Genomic DNA, 15,613 nt, shown 5'->3' on the forward strand with positions numbered 1-15,613 from the left:
CGGTCATTAAATTGCCGCTGCGCGGTAAACCCCAGCTTATCCCCAACATCAGGGTCGTTCGCGACTCGTTCCCGACGATCGCTCTCTTTCGCTGCTCCCGGCAGCTCAACCCTGACTTATGGGGAACACTGGGGCAATTTATACCGGGAACAAGGTCAAAACCGGCTCGGTGCTGTCTTTTGGTTTTGACGTTGACCTTGGGTTCCGGCTTTAATCGCCTCCATTTTGACTCCTGGTGGCCGGGTGAACGGAAAACCACCGTTCTTGGCTGAAAGGCAACTATCCTCACGCCAACTTCGGAAATGTCGCCACCTTCTTCCCTAAATGTGACGCCTCACTCCTCGGTACAGCCTTCTTTAAATCGTCAATAAACCTCTTCTGCCAGTGATGGATATCATTCTTCTCAATCACCGCCATCATCTCGCTATGGCGCGATATCCGCTCGGCAAGTGGCATTGTTAATGCTCGATCAAGTGCCGCTGCCACATCATCACGGTCATACGGGTTGACGATAAGCGCCGAGGACAATTCATTAGCCGCACCGGCAAATTTCGACAGCACCAGCACACCTGGATTCACCGGGTCTTGCGCGGCGACGTACTCTTTCGCCACCAGGTTCATGCCATCGCGCAGTGGCGTCACCAGCCCAACGTCCGCATGACGGAACACTTTCATCACCAGTTTGCGATCAAAGTGCTGGTTTAAATAATAAAGCGGCGTCCAGCCCAGTTGCCCGTATTTACCGTTGATGCGCCCTGCTTCAGTTTCCAGTTGATGACGAATATCCTGATAAGCCTGAACGTCGCCGCGCGAAGTCGGCGCGATTTGCGTGTAGCGAATTTTGCCGTGGTGATGCGGGTAGTTTTCCAGTAACGCTTCAAACGCCAGGAAACGCTCCGGCAGGCCTTTGGAATAATCCAGGCGCTCGACGGAGAAGATATTTTTGATGCTGCCCAGTTCGGCTTTGAGCTGTGCCAGTTTTGGTGGCAGCGGCCCCTGCGCACTTTTTTTGATCTCTTCCGGCTCGATGCCTATCGGGTAAACCTCGGTGCGGAAAGTGTTACCAAACGCCTGATGCTCATTTTTGCCCAGATGATCAAGCCGCGTCTGGCTGGCGATGCCGTCAAGGAACGCCAGGCGATCGCTTTCAGTCTGGAAGCCGAGCAAATCGTATTCACTCAGCGCTTCGAGTAACTCTTCGTGCGGTGGCAATGCATTAAACACTTCCGGCGTCGGGAACGGGATATGTAAGAAGAAACCGATGCGGTGATTCAAACCCTGTTTTCGGCATTCGGCGGCAAACGGCAGAAGATGGTAGTCATGCACCCATAAGATGTCGTCATCTTCTAAAAGGGGTTTGAGCTTTTTCGCCAGTAATGTATTCACCCGGCTGTAGCCTTCCCACGCTTCGCGCTGGTAATCGACCAGGTCGAGGCGATAGTGAAATGCTGGCCACAGAACTGCATTTGAAAATTGCAGATAGTAGCTTTCGTAATCTTCCTGGCTCAGGTTGAAAGAAGCCCAGGTGATGTTGCCGCGTTTGGTCTTTTGCAATGGCGCGTCGGGGTCGCCGACCTCACCGCTCCAGCCAAACCACAATCCCCCCGCCGTTTTTAATGCCCCCAAAATACCCACAGCCAGGCCACCAGCACTACTTTTCTTATCATCCGGTGGCGCGATGCGATTAGAGACTACCACTAAGCGACTCATAATTTTCTCCCCTTAAAATATCTGGCTTTTGTTGTTCTATGTGTTGCGTTAATTTGCCAAGCCAGTGATACACCATGCGAACATTTGCCAGGCGATGATTGGCAATGGTTTCGCCGCTCCCAACTTTGATGGTTAATCCACCCAGAGCATTAACCTGTTTAAAACCTGCTTCGTCTGTTAAATCGTCACCGATAAATACCGGCGTGCGGCCCGCAAAGGGCGCTTCTTGCATAAACGCGCGAATTGCAGCGCCTTTGTCGATGCCTAAAGGCTTGAGTTCCACCACGCATTTCCCCGGTTGCAGCGCGAGTTCCGGATAACGCTGAATCATCTCCTGCGCCAGTGCAAAAATGGCCTCTTTCGCTTCAGGGGCCTGGCGATAATGCAGTGCAAACGCCATACCTTTAGGTTCAAGTTCCGTGCCGGGCAACAGCGTTAGCGCATCGTTCAAATACTGATGCAGCGCAGCAACCATCGGTTCCGGGAGCGTCACGATATGGGTTTTATCATTGATATCGCGGCGCTCAGCTCCGTGCACTCCCGCCAGGGGGAAGTGGAAGGGAGTGGCGAGCTTATCGAGCTCAGCCATTGAACGCCCTGAAATCAATGCCAGTGCCCCGTCGCTCATGACAGACATTTTTTGCAGCAGCGTGCGCACCGCAGCCGGAATATAGACTTGATCCGGGTGTGGTTTGATTTCTGCCAGCGTGCCATCGAGGTCGAAAAAAAAGGCAAGATTGCCTGAAAGTAGGGGCGGTACAGATGATACTTCAGCCACCAGCGGCTCCTCCTGACATGGTTAAAATCGCCACCGAGACGGTAACGATAAATTATGATTAGCCATGTAAGTATAGACAGGGTGACGGGTGTCGCAATTTTCTAAGATAAATCGCCAGACCGCATGCAGTCTGGCGTTTCGGTATTACGCAGATTAGAAGAAGCTGGCGATAAGCCCGGAAATGGCGACCAGACCCATAACCGTGACGAAGATATTGCTCGCTTTGCCACGGAATTTTGCCAGCGCCGGAACCTTGTGAATCGCATACATCGGCATGATAAACAGAATCATCGCGATGACCGGGCCACCGAGGGATTCAATCATGCCAAGAATGCTTGGGTTCAGCGTCGCGACCAGCCACAGGGTCAGCAGGAAGAACAGCGCGATGGCTTTGTTCAGCTTGCGGTCATCAAAACGCTTGCCGTTATGACGTGCAATTTTCTTCACCAGGCCGTGCAAACCTTCACGCGCACCAAGATAGTGGCCGAAGAAGGAGCTGGAAATCGCCAGAACCGCCACCAACGGGCCAAAGATGGAGATTAGCGGGTTATCAAATTTGTTCGCCAGGAAGCTCAACATCGAAATGTTTTGCTGTTTGGCGGCAACCAGGTCTGCCGGCGTCACGCTCAGCACGCAGCTAAAGACAAACAGCATGACAAACGCCAGCAAAATGGTGGACGTTTTGCGCAGTGTCTCGCTGGATTTTTCATCTGCACGTTTGCCGTATTCGCGGCGTTGCGACAGCGCAAATGAAGAGATCGCAGGGGAGTGGTTAAAGGCGAAAACCAGCACCGGGATCGTCAGCCACATCGTCGTGGTGAAGTCCATCGCGCTTGGCACCTGCGAGAGTGCAGCAGTGTTCCAGTGCGGAATCAAATAGACAGAAAGGAACAGCAAGATACCGACTAACGGATAAACCATCCACTCGGTGATTATCAGCATCACGCGTTCGCTGGTCAGCATGACCGCCATCAGCGCAACAATCAGCACCACCGACAAAATCACGCGCGGCGGTGAAGCCATGCCGAGTTGGTTGACCATCAGCGAGTCGATGGTGTTAGTGATGCCGACGCCGTAGATAAGCAAAATCGGGTAGATAGCGCAGAAGTAAAGCAGTGTAATCAGGATGCCCGCTTTCGCGCCGAAGTGTTCTTCCACCACTTCGGTGATATCGCTGCCGGGGTTACGTGATGATAAAACAAAACGTGCCAGCCCTCGGTGAGCAAGCCAGGTCATCGGCCCGACAATCACAGCCAACGCCACTAACGGCCAAAAACCTCCCATTCCAGCATTAATCGGCAGAAACAACACCCCTGCCCCGACCGCCGTTCCAAACAGGCTTAACACCCAGGTGGTATCAAATTTACGATTACCGGGAACGCGCACTTTACTGCTGGTGTAATGTACTTCACTGCTCATTGGCTCATCTCCTTGAGGCCTAATTCAACGCCGCCGACTCTACTTTAGTGGAGTGACTATTGCAGTGATTTACATCTTGGTTTGCATTAGTTTATGGAGGGAAATACTAATTAATGAAGAGTCGTCACATTTAAATACTGCCGGATGACGCTGCGCTTATCCGGCCTACGAATGGCAGGAGATTAACGTAGGCGTCATCCGGCAATGAGGCTTAAACAGTACGCTTAGCTTTCTGTTTGTAACGGTCAAAGATAACCGCTGCCAGCAGAATCAAACCACGCACCACATATTGCGAGAACGGGGAAATGTTCAGCAGGTTCATGGCGTTCTCCACGGTGCCCAGAATTAAAATCCCTGCAATCACGTAGGAAATTTTACCAATCCCGCCTTTGAGCGAAACGCCGCCCAATACGCAAGCTGAAATCACAATCAACTCATAACCGATAGAGGTCATCGGCTGGCCGCTGGTCATACGCGAGGCCAGAATAATCCCCGCCGCCGCCGAGACTAAACCAGAGAGCACAAAGATAATGATTTTGGTGCGCACCACCGGAACACCCGCCAGACGCGCTGCTTCTTCGTTGCCACCAATCGCCAGCGTGTTACGGCCAAAAGTGGTTTTGTTAAGCAAGAAACCGAAGAGGATCAAACAGCCGACCGTCAACCAGATTGGCGCCGGCAGCCCCAACCAGTTGGCGTAACCGAGGGTAAAGAAGCGCTCATCTTCAATGCCAACAGCTTTACCATCGGAAATGATATACGCCAGGCCGCGCACGATTTGCATGGTGGCAAGCGTGGTAATCAGGGCGTTGATTTTGAGCCTGGCGATAACAAAACCGTTCACCAGGCCGCTTAATACGCCGAGCAGCAAACCCGCCGCCACGCCAATCCACAGGCTTTCGGTCATGTTGATCACCACCGCCGTGGTCACACCCGCGCAGGCAATCACAGAAGCGACGGACAGGTCAAAATCGCCGGACGCCAGGCAGAACAACATGCCGCATGCCACCATGCCCGACATCGAAATCGCCAGCCCCAATCCCTTCATGTTGATAAAGGAAGAGAAATTCGGCACAAAGATCGCGCAGGCGATAAACAGCACGGCGAACACCACTAACATGCCGTAGTTGTCCCAGATGCGCCCGAGACTCATCGACGACTTTTTGTTGCTGCCGCCGGATGAAGTATTGGTTGATGATGCTTTTGTTGATGATGGAGTCAATGCAGACATTTTTCTCTCCTTACTCATGCGGCTGACGCGCTGGTTTTTGGCATTGCCAGGCTTAATGCCTGCTGCTCGTTGGTTTCGCCATGCAGCAGTTCGCCGGCAATTTCCCCTTCACGCATCACGATAATTCGGTCGGCAAGACCCAACACTTCGGGTAAATCACTTGAGGCAAACAACACCGCCACGCCCTGCGCCGCAAGGGCATAAATCACGTTGTAAATTTCGTGTTTTGCGCCGACGTCGATGCCGCGTGTCGGTTCATCCAGCAGAATCACTTTCATTTCCTCCGACAGCCAGCGCCCGAGAATCGCTTTTTGCTGGTTGCCGCCGGAGAGATTCATAATCAGCTGATCGGCTGACGGGGTTTTGATATTCAGCGAACGGATATGTGAAGCGGCGTTTTCGGCTTCCCACTGGTTGTCTATCAGGCAACCGGCGCTGATATGCTTGCGCCGGGCGCTGATGTTGATGTTGTCGCGTACCGAATGCACCGGAATAATCCCATCGGCTTTACGGTCTTCCGGGCAGAGCATCATCCCTGCGCGAATCGCATCGGCGGGCTTGTTGATATTAATGACGTCGCCATCAATCCACACTTTGCCCTCGGTAATACGCGTGCCGCCAAACATCCCTTTCATGAGTTCGCTGCGCCCGGCACCGACCAGGCCAAATAGCCCGACGATTTCACCGCTGCGTACCGAAAGTGAAATCGGTGTGCGCACGCCTGGCGCTTTTACGCCATCAAGACGTAAACGTTCCGCGCCGTGGTCACGCGGTTTCCAGCCGTAAATATCCCCCAGATCGCGCCCGACCATCGCCTGCACCAGCGAGTCGTGATTCACCTGCGCCATATCGTCAAAGGTGCGCACATAGCGCCCGTCTTTGAATACGGTGATCGCGTCACTTAAGGCGAAAATTTCTTCCATACGGTGCGAGACATAAAGGATGACGCGGCCTTCGGCGCGCAATTCACGAATCACGCGGAACAGGTTGTCGATTTCACGGCGCGACAACGAACTGGTCGGCTCATCGAAAGCGATCACTTTGGCGTTACGCGCCAGGGCCTTAGCGATTTCCACCATTTGCCACTGGCCGATGGATAAATACTTGAGCGGCGTACTCGGATCGATATCCAGCCCGAGGTGCTCAAGCTGCAATTTCGCTTCGTAATTGAGTAACGAGCGGTTCACAAAACCCGCTTTGTGCGGCAGTTGCCCGAGGTAAATATTCTCGGCCACCGACATTTCCGGCACCAGATGCAGCTCCTGGTAAATAATCGCGACTCCGGCGTTCAGCGCGGCAGGAGTGTCGGCAAAAGTCACTTCTTCGCCACGCAAAACAATGCTGCCCTCGCTCGGCGCATAATTGCCGCTCAGGATTTTCAGGAGGGTTGATTTCCCTGCGCCATTCTCCCCCATTAGTGCGTGAACTTGCCCGGCATAACAGTCGAAACTGATGTCCTGTAAGGCTTTCACGCCGGGGAAAGTTTTGCCTATACCACGAAAAGAGAGATACGGTGTCTCGTGTTGCATGACAGACCTCAATGTTGAAGGGCGGATGGACGCAAGCCCATCCGCCAAAGAGATTACTTACCGCCGAGGCCTTTTTTCGCCAGCTCTTCTTTAAAGTTGTCGCGGGTGATCAGCACCACGTCGGTCACTTCGGTGAATTTCGCAGGCTCTGCACCTTTGGTTACCCAGTTGTAGAGCATTTCGCTGCTCTTATAACCGTGAACGTCCGGGCTTGGCAGCAGGGAACCGTAGAAACCGGTGGCTTGTGCTTTCGACAGTTCGCTCACCGCATCCACGCCATTGATGCCCACGCCAATCACATCCGGCGCTTTAAAGCCCTGGCCTTCAGTGGCTCGCACACCGCCCAGAACCGTGTTGTCGTTCATGCCGACGATCAGCCAGTGTTTCACTTCTGGATGCTGCACCAGCATGGAGTTCGCGGCATCGAATGCCCCTGGGATATCGTTAGATTTGGTTGGCACTTTGTAGATTTGTTTTTCCGGGAACCCGGCGGCTTTCAGCGCTTCCATGGAACCGGAAGTCCGGCGGCGAGCGGTATCGAGTTCGTCAGCAGTAATCGCCATCACGGCAGATTCTTTGACATCCCAGCCGCGTTTTTGCATCTCTTTATAAAGCTCTTGCCCCTGGCGCTCACCAATTTTGGTCGCCGCCATCATCACCAACGGCACGGTATCCATCGGTTTGCCTTTGGCGGTAACAAACTGGTCATCCACGGCAATCACTTTCATGTCGTAACTTTTTGCTTTGGCGACAATTGCTGAACCCAGTTTTGGATCGGGGGTGCAAATCACGAAACCTTTCGCACCACTGGCGGCCAGACTGTCGATGGCGTTCAGGGTTTTTTCACCATCCGGCACGGCGATTTTAATCACTTCAAAACCGAGATCTTTCCCGGCTTTATCGGCAAATTTCCATTCGGTCTGGAACCACGGCTCTTCTGGTTGCTTGACCAGAAAACCGAGCTTCATCGTTTCTGCGATAGCGGATTGTGACATAACCGCAGCGATACCAATGGCCGCCAGCGCTTTAGTAAATTTGTGCATGGAATACTCCCGCTCGATTTTATTATGTGTAGGGTAAGATTTAGTGAAAACAAGCCATTAGCAGTTTTGGTGTTTAGCTTTACAGGCCTGGGATAGTTGTAGCGGGAAATTAATAATCCATAGGAGAGCGAAATCACATGGCAGAAATACAGTAAAACCGTGCATGTATTCAGCAATTAAAGACATAAAAAGAGAGGTATATGTAGGACAAATGATTTGCTGAATAGCTTATTTATCCATAAGTTCAGCCAACGCATCCCTGCGGCTTACAGCGCTACCAAAATTTGCAAATTCCCCCCTGCTCGCCCATCACCGGATCCATTTTGGGTTTATCCACTTTGGCAACGTTGCCCTGCACTTTTTCGAGTTGCCCCGGTTTATCAAGAAACTTGTCCGGCTCGTGGTTTTTCGGGTATGCGCCGACACACATGAAATCCTCCGATGCCGCAATTTGCTTGTGCCCGACTCCCGCAGGAATTAACACCGCATCGCCGCGAGAGATATCAATAATCGGCCCGTCTTCTCCGCCAAACTGAATTTTGGCATTTCCGGCATATACGCCGAGCACTTCATGGGTATTGGAATGAAAATGGGTGTAAGTAAAAACCGGATAACGCCAGCGCGGCGGCCAGTCGTTTTTAGCGAAGAGTTGTTCAAAGAATTCAGCAAGCTGTGGTTCGTGAGAGACATGATGGTAAAGCATCAGCGGCAGCGTATTGTTAGGCACACCACCGCTGGGTTGAATTATGTTTAGGGTTTCCAGTTCAATTGCCATGACTTACTCCTTGGGTAAAGGAGTAAGTATAGGAAAAAGTTTCAGTGATTTTAGGAAGAAGACAGTAGTGCTGGAAATTAAAGTATCAAGCAAGAAAAAACCAAAAATCAAGATCAAATCTCGCAACTCTTTCTGCTTTTCAAAGTTCTCGATGGGAGAGTTTGCTGAGAAGTAATCCAATTCATTTAAAAATTGCTCAACAATCTGTTTAGAAAAAATTATCGCGTCGGATAAAACGAACAAACCGTGTATGAGATAAAACAAAATAAAATACACAACACCATATTTGAAGGTGCTTCTGGCTGATTTAACTATATATTTCACAAACAACCAAAAAATCAATGATAAACAAAAAGTTGAAAACAGCATATCCATGCAACCGCTAAAAATCATATCTGCACTGGGAAACAACTTCAATAAATTTACATCAGACTCATACATTATAAATGTAATTACAATGCCGACTGGTGATAACAAAACTCAAAGAAAGTTATGTATGCAATACGAACGATTATGCACGAGGGATTCCTATTACATTAATTTCCCCATAAGCCACTAATCCAGCACTACCAATATTTTTTTGCTGAGTAAGTAATAAGGCTTCCCGGATTGTATTGAAATCTGCTTGATTGTAGAACGTGATGCAACCATCAGACACACCGGTGCCATCAGGCCTTAGGGGATGTAATCTAAAATTCCCACGCTGAAAAAGATCAACAAAAGTATAATCATCCATTACGCTATCTTGTTTAAATAATGCAAACCATTTATCATAGTCATTCCCAGTCCTAATTTCTTTACCAAACTGTTTGAACCTTGAATATAAACCACCCTTCGGCCTATCGACTATCCAATATTTCCCTAAAGGTATCGGGCCGTTTTTCCTATCAGAGAATTCAAGGACATCCTTAAAAGCATCCAGGCCTGAAAAAACATAAAACACTCCAACACCTGAACATTTCAATCTCAATGTCCCGTTTGGGGTTCGGTCATTATAGTTTAACTCACAAAATATCATTTATAGCTCACTCCTTCCCTGTAAATTACTCAATCAATCCATATACAAATAGCACCTAGTAAATACAGCATAGCTAATCAATCATTTAACACGCACTACAAAATCATTAATCAAAACTCTGTTGTCAAATACAGAGCCTGCAAAACAATCTTATATTACGCAAAACCAACAAATTGGAAAGTATGTTATCAGCTTAATTTCAAGCAAACAACAATAGACCTTGTGAAAAGGTAGAAGTACTATAAGTGACATAGCAATTGAAAGAACCATAAGTTACACATAATTTAAATTCATCAAAAACCCTTTGGGGATTTGAATGGCATGTTACTCAAGCAACACTATTTATTAAGCACCATTTAAATTACCAACCTAATTAATGGAGAAAATTATGGCAAACCCGACCTACCTTATTCTTAATGGAAGAAAACAAGGATTAATATCTGCAGGTTGCTGCTCCCTTGATTCCATCGGTAACAAGGCACAAATTGCGCATTTAGATCAAATAATGGTTTATGAAATGGAACATAAATTAACACGTATTAATAACGTAAACCATCAAATGCTAACAATTAAGAAGCCCATCGATAAATCCTCGCCATTACTGAGCAAAGCTATTACAGACAATGAAATATTAGCATGCGAATTTCCGATATACAGAACTAATCGCTTTGGTATTAATGAGTTGTTTTACATCATAAAACTCACTGAGGCACGCATTTGTGAAATAAAACTAAGTATTCCCCATGTTATTAATGACAACCAAGGACAAGCCGAAGAAACGGTGTCGTTTGTTTATGAGGCAATAAGTTGGGAGCATTGTACAGCGGGAACTAGTAGTTATAGCTTATGGATGGACCGCATATTTTAAGCAATTGAGCATAAGTTAGATCAACTTCTACTCAATACTTATGACGTCAAAATTGGATTCTGATATTAAATTTACCGATGTATTCACTATCACCACGGATAATAAATATGCTCCGCATGATCTCGTGCGGCGGCTTCATCACCTTCGAGCCGTGCGGCAACGGTCAGCGCAAAATCAAATACTTTTCCCAGTCCTCTGCCGCTTATCAAATTGCCGTCTTCGACAACATCGGCGTCAACATAAACGCCGTCGCCTACTTGCTGCCATAAATCACCGGAGCAAACATAACGACGACCTTTCAGTAAACCGTTGCCACCCAATACGCGCGCTGCGGCAGAACAAATTGGGCATATAAACTTACCGAGTTCGTCATGACGGCGCACGAAGGCAATCACGCTGGCGCTTTTCGCCAGGAAGACGCTGCCTTCCGGGCCACCAGGGAGCACAACCGCATCGAATGTGTCGTCGAAACTTTCACTCAGTGTGGCGTCGGCAACCATCGGAATATCGTGATAACTCACGACGGCGCGCGAGTCGATACAAGACAGTGTGCGCACATTGATTTTAAGGCGGCGCAGAATATCAATGGTAACAATGGCTTCGGCTTCTTCAAAACCTGGTGCCAGTAAGACTGCAACGGTTTTCATCATCACTCTCCATGTTGCCCCCGCAGCATTACGGGGGCGAGAAACTTACCAGTAAAGACTCCACACCTGGCGCACGCGGGCCAGCGCTTCCAGGTAGAAATAGTCTCCCCAACTACAGCATTCATCCACGCCTTTGCCGCTCGCCATGTGGTAAACCGAGTGTTTCAGCAACCCTTCGCATGGCTCATCGTCACGCGCGAGGTAGTTATCGGTCAGCGACTGAATAATACGCAGCGCCATTTCTTCGTAATGGGCGCGATGTTCATCCAGCACCGGCAACACTTTCACCAGTTCAAGCAATCCGCAAGCGGTGATCGCCGCGGCTGAACTGTCGCGTACCGCGTCGGTGCCAAGCAGCGCCAGATCCCAATGGCAAACATCATCTTCCGGCAGGCGGTTGATAAAGTAATGCGCCAGACTGCGGGTGAGATCCACCATACTTTTGTCGCCGGTATACAGGTACGTGAGCAAGAAACCATAGATGCCCCACGCCTGCCCGCGCGACCAGCACGAGCTGTCGCTGAAACCCTGGTGCGTGTTACCAAACCGCGGCTCGCCGGTTTTCACATCCATATAATAGGTATGGAATGTCGAAGCATCCGGGCGAACAATGTATTTCGCCGCCTGCTCGGCGTGGGCCGTGGCAGCCTGCGCGTAGCGTTCGTCACCCGTTTGCTGGCTTGCCCAATAAAGCAGCGGAAGGTTCATATTACAGTCAATAATCATCCTTCCCTGTTGTTCTGGATCATTCAAATCGCCCCACGCCTGAATGATTTTCGCTACCGGGTTAAAACGCTCCATCAGAATATCTGCCGCCTGTAATGCGGTCTGGCGAGCGGTTTCATTGCCGGTTAAGCGCCAGGCGTTGACGCAGGACAGCGTATACAGGAAGCCCAAATCGTGGGTCGCGGTTTCAATACGCTTGTCTAAACGCTGTTTAAAAGAGGGCAAATAACGCTCTGCCGCCTGGCGATATTTTTGATCGCCCGTCATCTCCCACGCCAGCCATAATTGACCGGGCCAGAAGCTGGTTGTCCATTCAACGTTGTCAGTCGGTTTCCACTTGCCGCCTTCGCAGGCTTCGTTAGGGAATTTGTCCCCAACCGCAACAATCGTCTTATCCAGCCTTTTAGTGACACTTTGCAAAGCCGCATCCAGCTTGCGTTTCAGGGCCAGGCGGTCTACTTGATGCAATTCAATAGGGCGCAGTGGCTCGGTCACAACTTTTTCAGTGACTACAGAACGGGTCATAACGTCTCCTTAATTAATGTTTTACCGGCTCGACCGGTGAAGTGTCTAAAGCGGGTGAGAATGTATGAGATTCAACGCGTTTTGACTGGCAGCGCGAGAGTGTGAAAGCGGAAATCAGGGTGAAGACCAGCGCGCAACAGCCCATCATTAAGTAGGTGTGTGCGAAGCCGATTTTGTCGTACAGGTAGCCTGCTGGCGGTGCGACCACCACCGAACCGACGTAAATCATCGCCTGATAACCCAGCAAATACATGGTGGCGTTGACCTTCTTGTGGAAATGCTCGGCGATGTATTTGAATACGGAGATCAGCAACAGGGCAATTTCAACGCCGTAGAACGGTTTGATGATAGAAATCACCAGCGGATCGGTGGTCAGGCCGGAAGCAATCAGGCGTAAACCGACCACGCAACCGCACAGCAATAAGCCTTTCTTCGCGCCGTAATGGTTTACCAGCACCGGGATGAACATCATCATCACAAATTCCATACCGGACTGGATGGTGCTGAGATAACCATACCAGGCGTTGCCCTGCTCTTTGGTGTCGAAGAACGAGACGAAGTAGCGCGGGAATTGCTGCTCGGCGACAAACATCATCCATGCCACACCTGCAACATACAGGCTGAACATCCAGAATTTACGGTTTTTCAGCAGCATCAAAACATCGGCAAAGACGATTTTGTTCGCTGAAATCACGTTGTTATTGCGTAGTTGTTCATCGCCAATTTTCAGGCTGATGAGCACCAGAAGCATTAATAGGGAAGTCGTGCTGCTGACGAGGAAGTTTGCCAGCGGCGTGTAGTTAAACAGCAAACCGGAAACCGATGCCGCCATCGCCCAACCGAGCGAACCCCACATGCGGATACGGCCAAATTCCAGGCCATATAAACGGCTGAATCTGTCGGCATAAGATTCTGACGCTGCAACGCCTGCGTACCAGCCGAGGCTCAGATAAAACGCGCCAATCACAATGCCAATAGTGGTATGCGAGAGCAGCAGCGGTTGATAAACCGTGACGAAAAACGGGGCCATTAATGCCGAGATGGCGCAGACAAAATAGAGCAGCCATTTGCTCATGCCGATTTTGTCCATGATGTAGCCGTAGACAGGTTTCATCACCACGGCAAAGACGCCGTTAATCGCAAAAACGCTGCCGATGGTAATGCTGTCTAATCCCACTTTTTGGCTCAACCACAGGGCATACAGCCCGAAGCTTGAAGACCAGGTGAAAAAGTATAGGAAGATAAAGGTGCTCATTTTTATTTGAGCGGTACGCGTTGGTGTTGAACTATTCATTCATGGTTCTCCAGAAACAATACATGCTTTTGGTGGTGGCCCATCACCAGGCGTACTGCGCCCTCGCTGATAATGGCTTGCGGACAAGCGTGTTCATCAAAGCCGTCAGAATCCCCTGCCCAAACGGCGCTGATTAAGAGATGCGTTCCCACGTTTAATTCACCGCGCAGTAGCGGAACGGCTGCACGTTCGGCAAACAATAAGTTGCTGTTTGGCGGAGTTAACACCTGCTCGCCGGTACGCGGTTGCGGGCTTAAACAAGTGATGGCGCTGGTATCGGTAGCCGTTTTGAGAACGCTGTTTGCCAGCGTCAGATCGGCGTGTGGCAGCGGGCGATTAGGCAGGCTAAAGCCGCCTTCGGCGCAATCGAGTTCACGTGCGGTGTTGATGCGATGCACACGCACTTGCCAGTCGCCAAGCGGCACCAGCCAGGTGTCGATAGTCACGTCGTTCCAAGGCTGCCAGCGGCTATAGATCATGCCGTCGGCGGTGGTGACTTGCTGGCAAGCGCGACGCCCACGCCAATAATCGTCTTTCTCCGAGAGCAATAACATGGAATCAGGTGCGGCATGGTTTAAGCCGTAGCGCCCACGTTCAATAGTGAAACCGTAGCGTGTGGAATAGGCGAATTTGCAGTATTTGGCTTCAGTGTTGACGAAGTTATTCAGCTCGAGTTGCCCGGATGTCACCATCCACAAATGGTTATCCTGGTGAACCACAATTTGCGCAGCGTGAGGAATGCTGTGTTCCGCTTCACGGGCCGGTAACGGTAATTCTTGTGCCTGCCAGAACGCATAGTTTTCGCCTAACGCCAGCACCAGCATGGTTTTCAGCCCCCAGTATGGCGAGCCAGGCGCGTTGTAATCTTCCGCCATAATCAGGTTCGGATAGCTGTAACCCACGCTCAATACGCCATCGCGGTCAAACAGCGGTTGTTGCAACCACCAGCGCAAATGGCGCAGCACAATGCCTTTCACCACTCCAGGTTCGTAGACTTCGAGGCCCGCGAAGGCGGCGGCACTCCAGAAGGCGGCCTGGGCAAAGCGATAAGTCAGGCTGCGTCCGAACGGAATCGCGGCACCGTCATCCGCGAAGAAATGAATAAAATCACCGGCAAATTCTGTGGCACGCTGGCGCAATATTTTGCAGCGCTGCGGGTCAACATCGGCCATTAATTTGGCGTAGATCAGCCCGTAAAAATGGAAGCCCATCGAAATGTAGTAATCACGCGGTCGGCCTGGCCCGTCGGAATACCAGCCATCGCCGAGGTAATAATGCTCCATGGCGGCGAAATGCTTTTCCAGCGCATCGGCATTGTTTGGCATACCGCAATGATGGAAGCCGACCTGCACCAGAATCGGGAAGAAATGCCAGTTGTTATCCGGGATATCGTGGTTTTCGCTCTGCTTTAACCATTGCCAGAGATTATGTTTCTCCTGCTCGTTAAAGTGCGCCAGCAGCGGTTTATGCGCCACCGCCAGCATCAATCCGTAGGCTGCCATTTCCACAATACGTTGATCGTAAGGCGCTACTTCACCCCAATATTCTGCGTGGTCAGGATTGGTGCCATTTTTTATGGCCTGGATATAAAAAGAGAGTTGCTCTGGTTCATACCCTCCCGCCAGCAGGGGCGTCACACCCCACAATAAACGCGAGAAGGTTTCCATATTGGCAATTTGTTGCCCGTAATGAGCGGTGAAATTTGCCAGGTCGACACCACTGGCCTCTTTTTTAAAGAATGGCGAAACGGCATTCAATAATTCATTCACCAGTTTATGCAGATCATCCCTGCATTTTAGAGGGTTGTTCAGGGTAATATGTTCAGGTTGCACAATGTCCTCCCGCCAGACACGAGAATAATCTAAGTTATTGTTATTCATAATTTGTGCACGCTAGTTCAGCGCGTTGATGCAAAGAGTAGTCGCTTTTATTCCTGGCTCAGAGTGAGCCGCATCACAAAACTAAACCGTTATTTCAATTTCACTGGATTTTTCTATTGGCGGGGGCAATAAATTACAAATCATGGCGTAAAAACTTAAAATTATTGTCC

Annotated in this window: 14 protein-coding genes; 2 read left to right on the forward strand and 12 right to left on the reverse strand. The window is 50.1% G+C overall.

The genetic code is table 11. The annotated features are described in order from the left end of the window. Window positions 1-272, forward strand: a 272-nt coding sequence (locus D6029_RS22590; RefSeq protein ID WP_208642677.1) for a hypothetical protein, incomplete at its 5' end; no start/stop codon positions are given. Between the two features lie 13 nt (window positions 273-285). Here the strand turns inward: D6029_RS22590 and otsA are convergent. From otsA to D6029_RS09235, 8 genes are all read right to left on the reverse strand, one after another. Continuing rightward, a complete protein-coding gene (gene otsA / locus D6029_RS09190) occupies window positions 286-1,710 on the reverse strand; it encodes an alpha,alpha-trehalose-phosphate synthase (RefSeq protein ID WP_120064485.1) in 1,425 nt (474 codons plus the stop codon). Next, entirely contained in the window at window positions 1,685-2,488 is an 804-nt protein-coding gene (otsB, locus tag D6029_RS09195; RefSeq protein ID WP_120064486.1) for a trehalose-phosphatase, read from the reverse strand. Before otsB ends, otsA begins: the two co-directional genes overlap by 26 nt. Before the next feature lie 153 nt (window positions 2,489-2,641). Next, entirely contained in the window at window positions 2,642-3,907 is a 1,266-nt protein-coding gene (locus tag D6029_RS09200; RefSeq protein ID WP_120064487.1) for an HAAAP family serine/threonine permease, read from the reverse strand. 211 nt (window positions 3,908-4,118) lie between these two features. Further along, window positions 4,119-5,138 carry an L-arabinose ABC transporter permease AraH gene (gene araH, locus D6029_RS09205; RefSeq protein ID WP_120064488.1) on the reverse strand — a complete coding sequence of 340 codons (1,020 nt, stop codon included), beginning with the start codon at window positions 5,136-5,138 and terminating at the stop codon, window positions 4,119-4,121. A 14-nt stretch (window positions 5,139-5,152) separates the two neighbouring features. Further along, window positions 5,153-6,667: an L-arabinose ABC transporter ATP-binding protein AraG gene (gene araG / locus D6029_RS09210; protein ID WP_120064489.1), complete on the reverse strand. Its 1,515-nt coding sequence runs from the start codon at window positions 6,665-6,667 to the stop codon at window positions 5,153-5,155. A gap of 53 nt (window positions 6,668-6,720) precedes the next feature. Next, window positions 6,721-7,710 (reverse strand): arabinose ABC transporter substrate-binding protein, encoded by a 990-nt coding sequence (locus D6029_RS09215; protein WP_120064490.1) that lies wholly within the window; start codon window positions 7,708-7,710, stop codon window positions 6,721-6,723. Between the two features lie 274 nt (window positions 7,711-7,984). Further along, window positions 7,985-8,485 carry a cupin gene (locus tag D6029_RS09225; protein WP_120064491.1) on the reverse strand — a complete coding sequence of 167 codons (501 nt, stop codon included), beginning with the start codon at window positions 8,483-8,485 and terminating at the stop codon, window positions 7,985-7,987. A 511-nt stretch (window positions 8,486-8,996) separates the two neighbouring features. Beyond that, the gene (locus tag D6029_RS09235) at window positions 8,997-9,428 is read right to left on the reverse strand and encodes a DUF2778 domain-containing protein (protein ID WP_244212396.1); all 432 of its coding nucleotides are present in this window, start codon (window positions 9,426-9,428) and stop codon (window positions 8,997-8,999) included. Between the two features lie 463 nt (window positions 9,429-9,891). Here D6029_RS09235 and D6029_RS09240 point away from each other — a divergent pair, with 463 nt between their 5' ends. Next, the gene (locus tag D6029_RS09240; protein WP_120064494.1) at window positions 9,892-10,371 is read left to right on the forward strand and encodes an Hcp family type VI secretion system effector; all 480 of its coding nucleotides are present in this window, start codon (window positions 9,892-9,894) and stop codon (window positions 10,369-10,371) included. An 89-nt stretch (window positions 10,372-10,460) separates the two neighbouring features. Here D6029_RS09240 and D6029_RS09245 read toward each other — a convergent pair whose 3' ends face one another. The 4 genes from D6029_RS09245 to D6029_RS09260 are packed head-to-tail and all read right to left on the reverse strand — an operon-like array spanning window position 10,461 to window position 15,395. Continuing rightward, complete coding sequence (locus D6029_RS09245; protein ID WP_120064495.1) at window positions 10,461-11,018, reverse strand: DJ-1 family glyoxalase III; 558 nt, start codon at window positions 11,016-11,018, stop codon at window positions 10,461-10,463. Between the two features lie 45 nt (window positions 11,019-11,063). Then, the gene (locus tag D6029_RS09250; RefSeq protein WP_120064496.1) at window positions 11,064-12,269 is read right to left on the reverse strand and encodes a glycoside hydrolase family 88 protein; all 1,206 of its coding nucleotides are present in this window, start codon (window positions 12,267-12,269) and stop codon (window positions 11,064-11,066) included. Between the two features lie 13 nt (window positions 12,270-12,282). Continuing rightward, complete coding sequence (locus D6029_RS09255) at window positions 12,283-13,563, reverse strand: oligosaccharide MFS transporter (RefSeq protein WP_120064497.1); 1,281 nt, start codon at window positions 13,561-13,563, stop codon at window positions 12,283-12,285. Then, on the reverse strand, window positions 13,560-15,395 hold the full coding sequence (locus tag D6029_RS09260) for a DUF2264 domain-containing protein (RefSeq protein WP_120064553.1): 1,836 nt from the start codon (window positions 15,393-15,395) through the stop codon (window positions 13,560-13,562). Before D6029_RS09260 ends, D6029_RS09255 begins: the two co-directional genes overlap by 4 nt. Window positions 15,396-15,613: the final 218 nt, after the last annotated feature.

The organism is Buttiauxella izardii (assembly GCF_003601925.1).
GTDB classification, from domain to species: Bacteria; Pseudomonadota; Gammaproteobacteria; order Enterobacterales; family Enterobacteriaceae; genus Buttiauxella; species Buttiauxella izardii.

Coding starts and splice junctions, on each gene's coding strand:
- D6029_RS09245 (WP_120064495.1), bottom strand. CDS start 11,018: ATGAAAACCGTTGCAGTCTTACTGGCACCAGGTTTTGAAGAAGCCGAA.
- D6029_RS09250 (WP_120064496.1), bottom strand. CDS start 12,269: ATGACCCGTTCTGTAGTCACTGAAAAAGTTGTGACCGAGCCACTGCGC.
- araG (WP_120064489.1), bottom strand. CDS start 6,667: ATGCAACACGAGACACCGTATCTCTCTTTTCGTGGTATAGGCAAAACT.
- D6029_RS09215 (WP_120064490.1), bottom strand. CDS start 7,710: ATGCACAAATTTACTAAAGCGCTGGCGGCCATTGGTATCGCTGCGGTT.
- D6029_RS09200 (WP_120064487.1), bottom strand. CDS start 3,907: ATGAGCAGTGAAGTACATTACACCAGCAGTAAAGTGCGCGTTCCCGGT.
- otsA (WP_120064485.1), bottom strand. CDS start 1,710: ATGAGTCGCTTAGTGGTAGTCTCTAATCGCATCGCGCCACCGGATGAT.
- araH (WP_120064488.1), bottom strand. CDS start 5,138: ATGTCTGCATTGACTCCATCATCAACAAAAGCATCATCAACCAATACT.
- D6029_RS09240 (WP_120064494.1), top strand. CDS start 9,892: ATGGCAAACCCGACCTACCTTATTCTTAATGGAAGAAAACAAGGATTA.
- D6029_RS09225 (WP_120064491.1), bottom strand. CDS start 8,485: ATGGCAATTGAACTGGAAACCCTAAACATAATTCAACCCAGCGGTGGT.
- D6029_RS09255 (WP_120064497.1), bottom strand. CDS start 13,563: ATGAATAGTTCAACACCAACGCGTACCGCTCAAATAAAAATGAGCACC.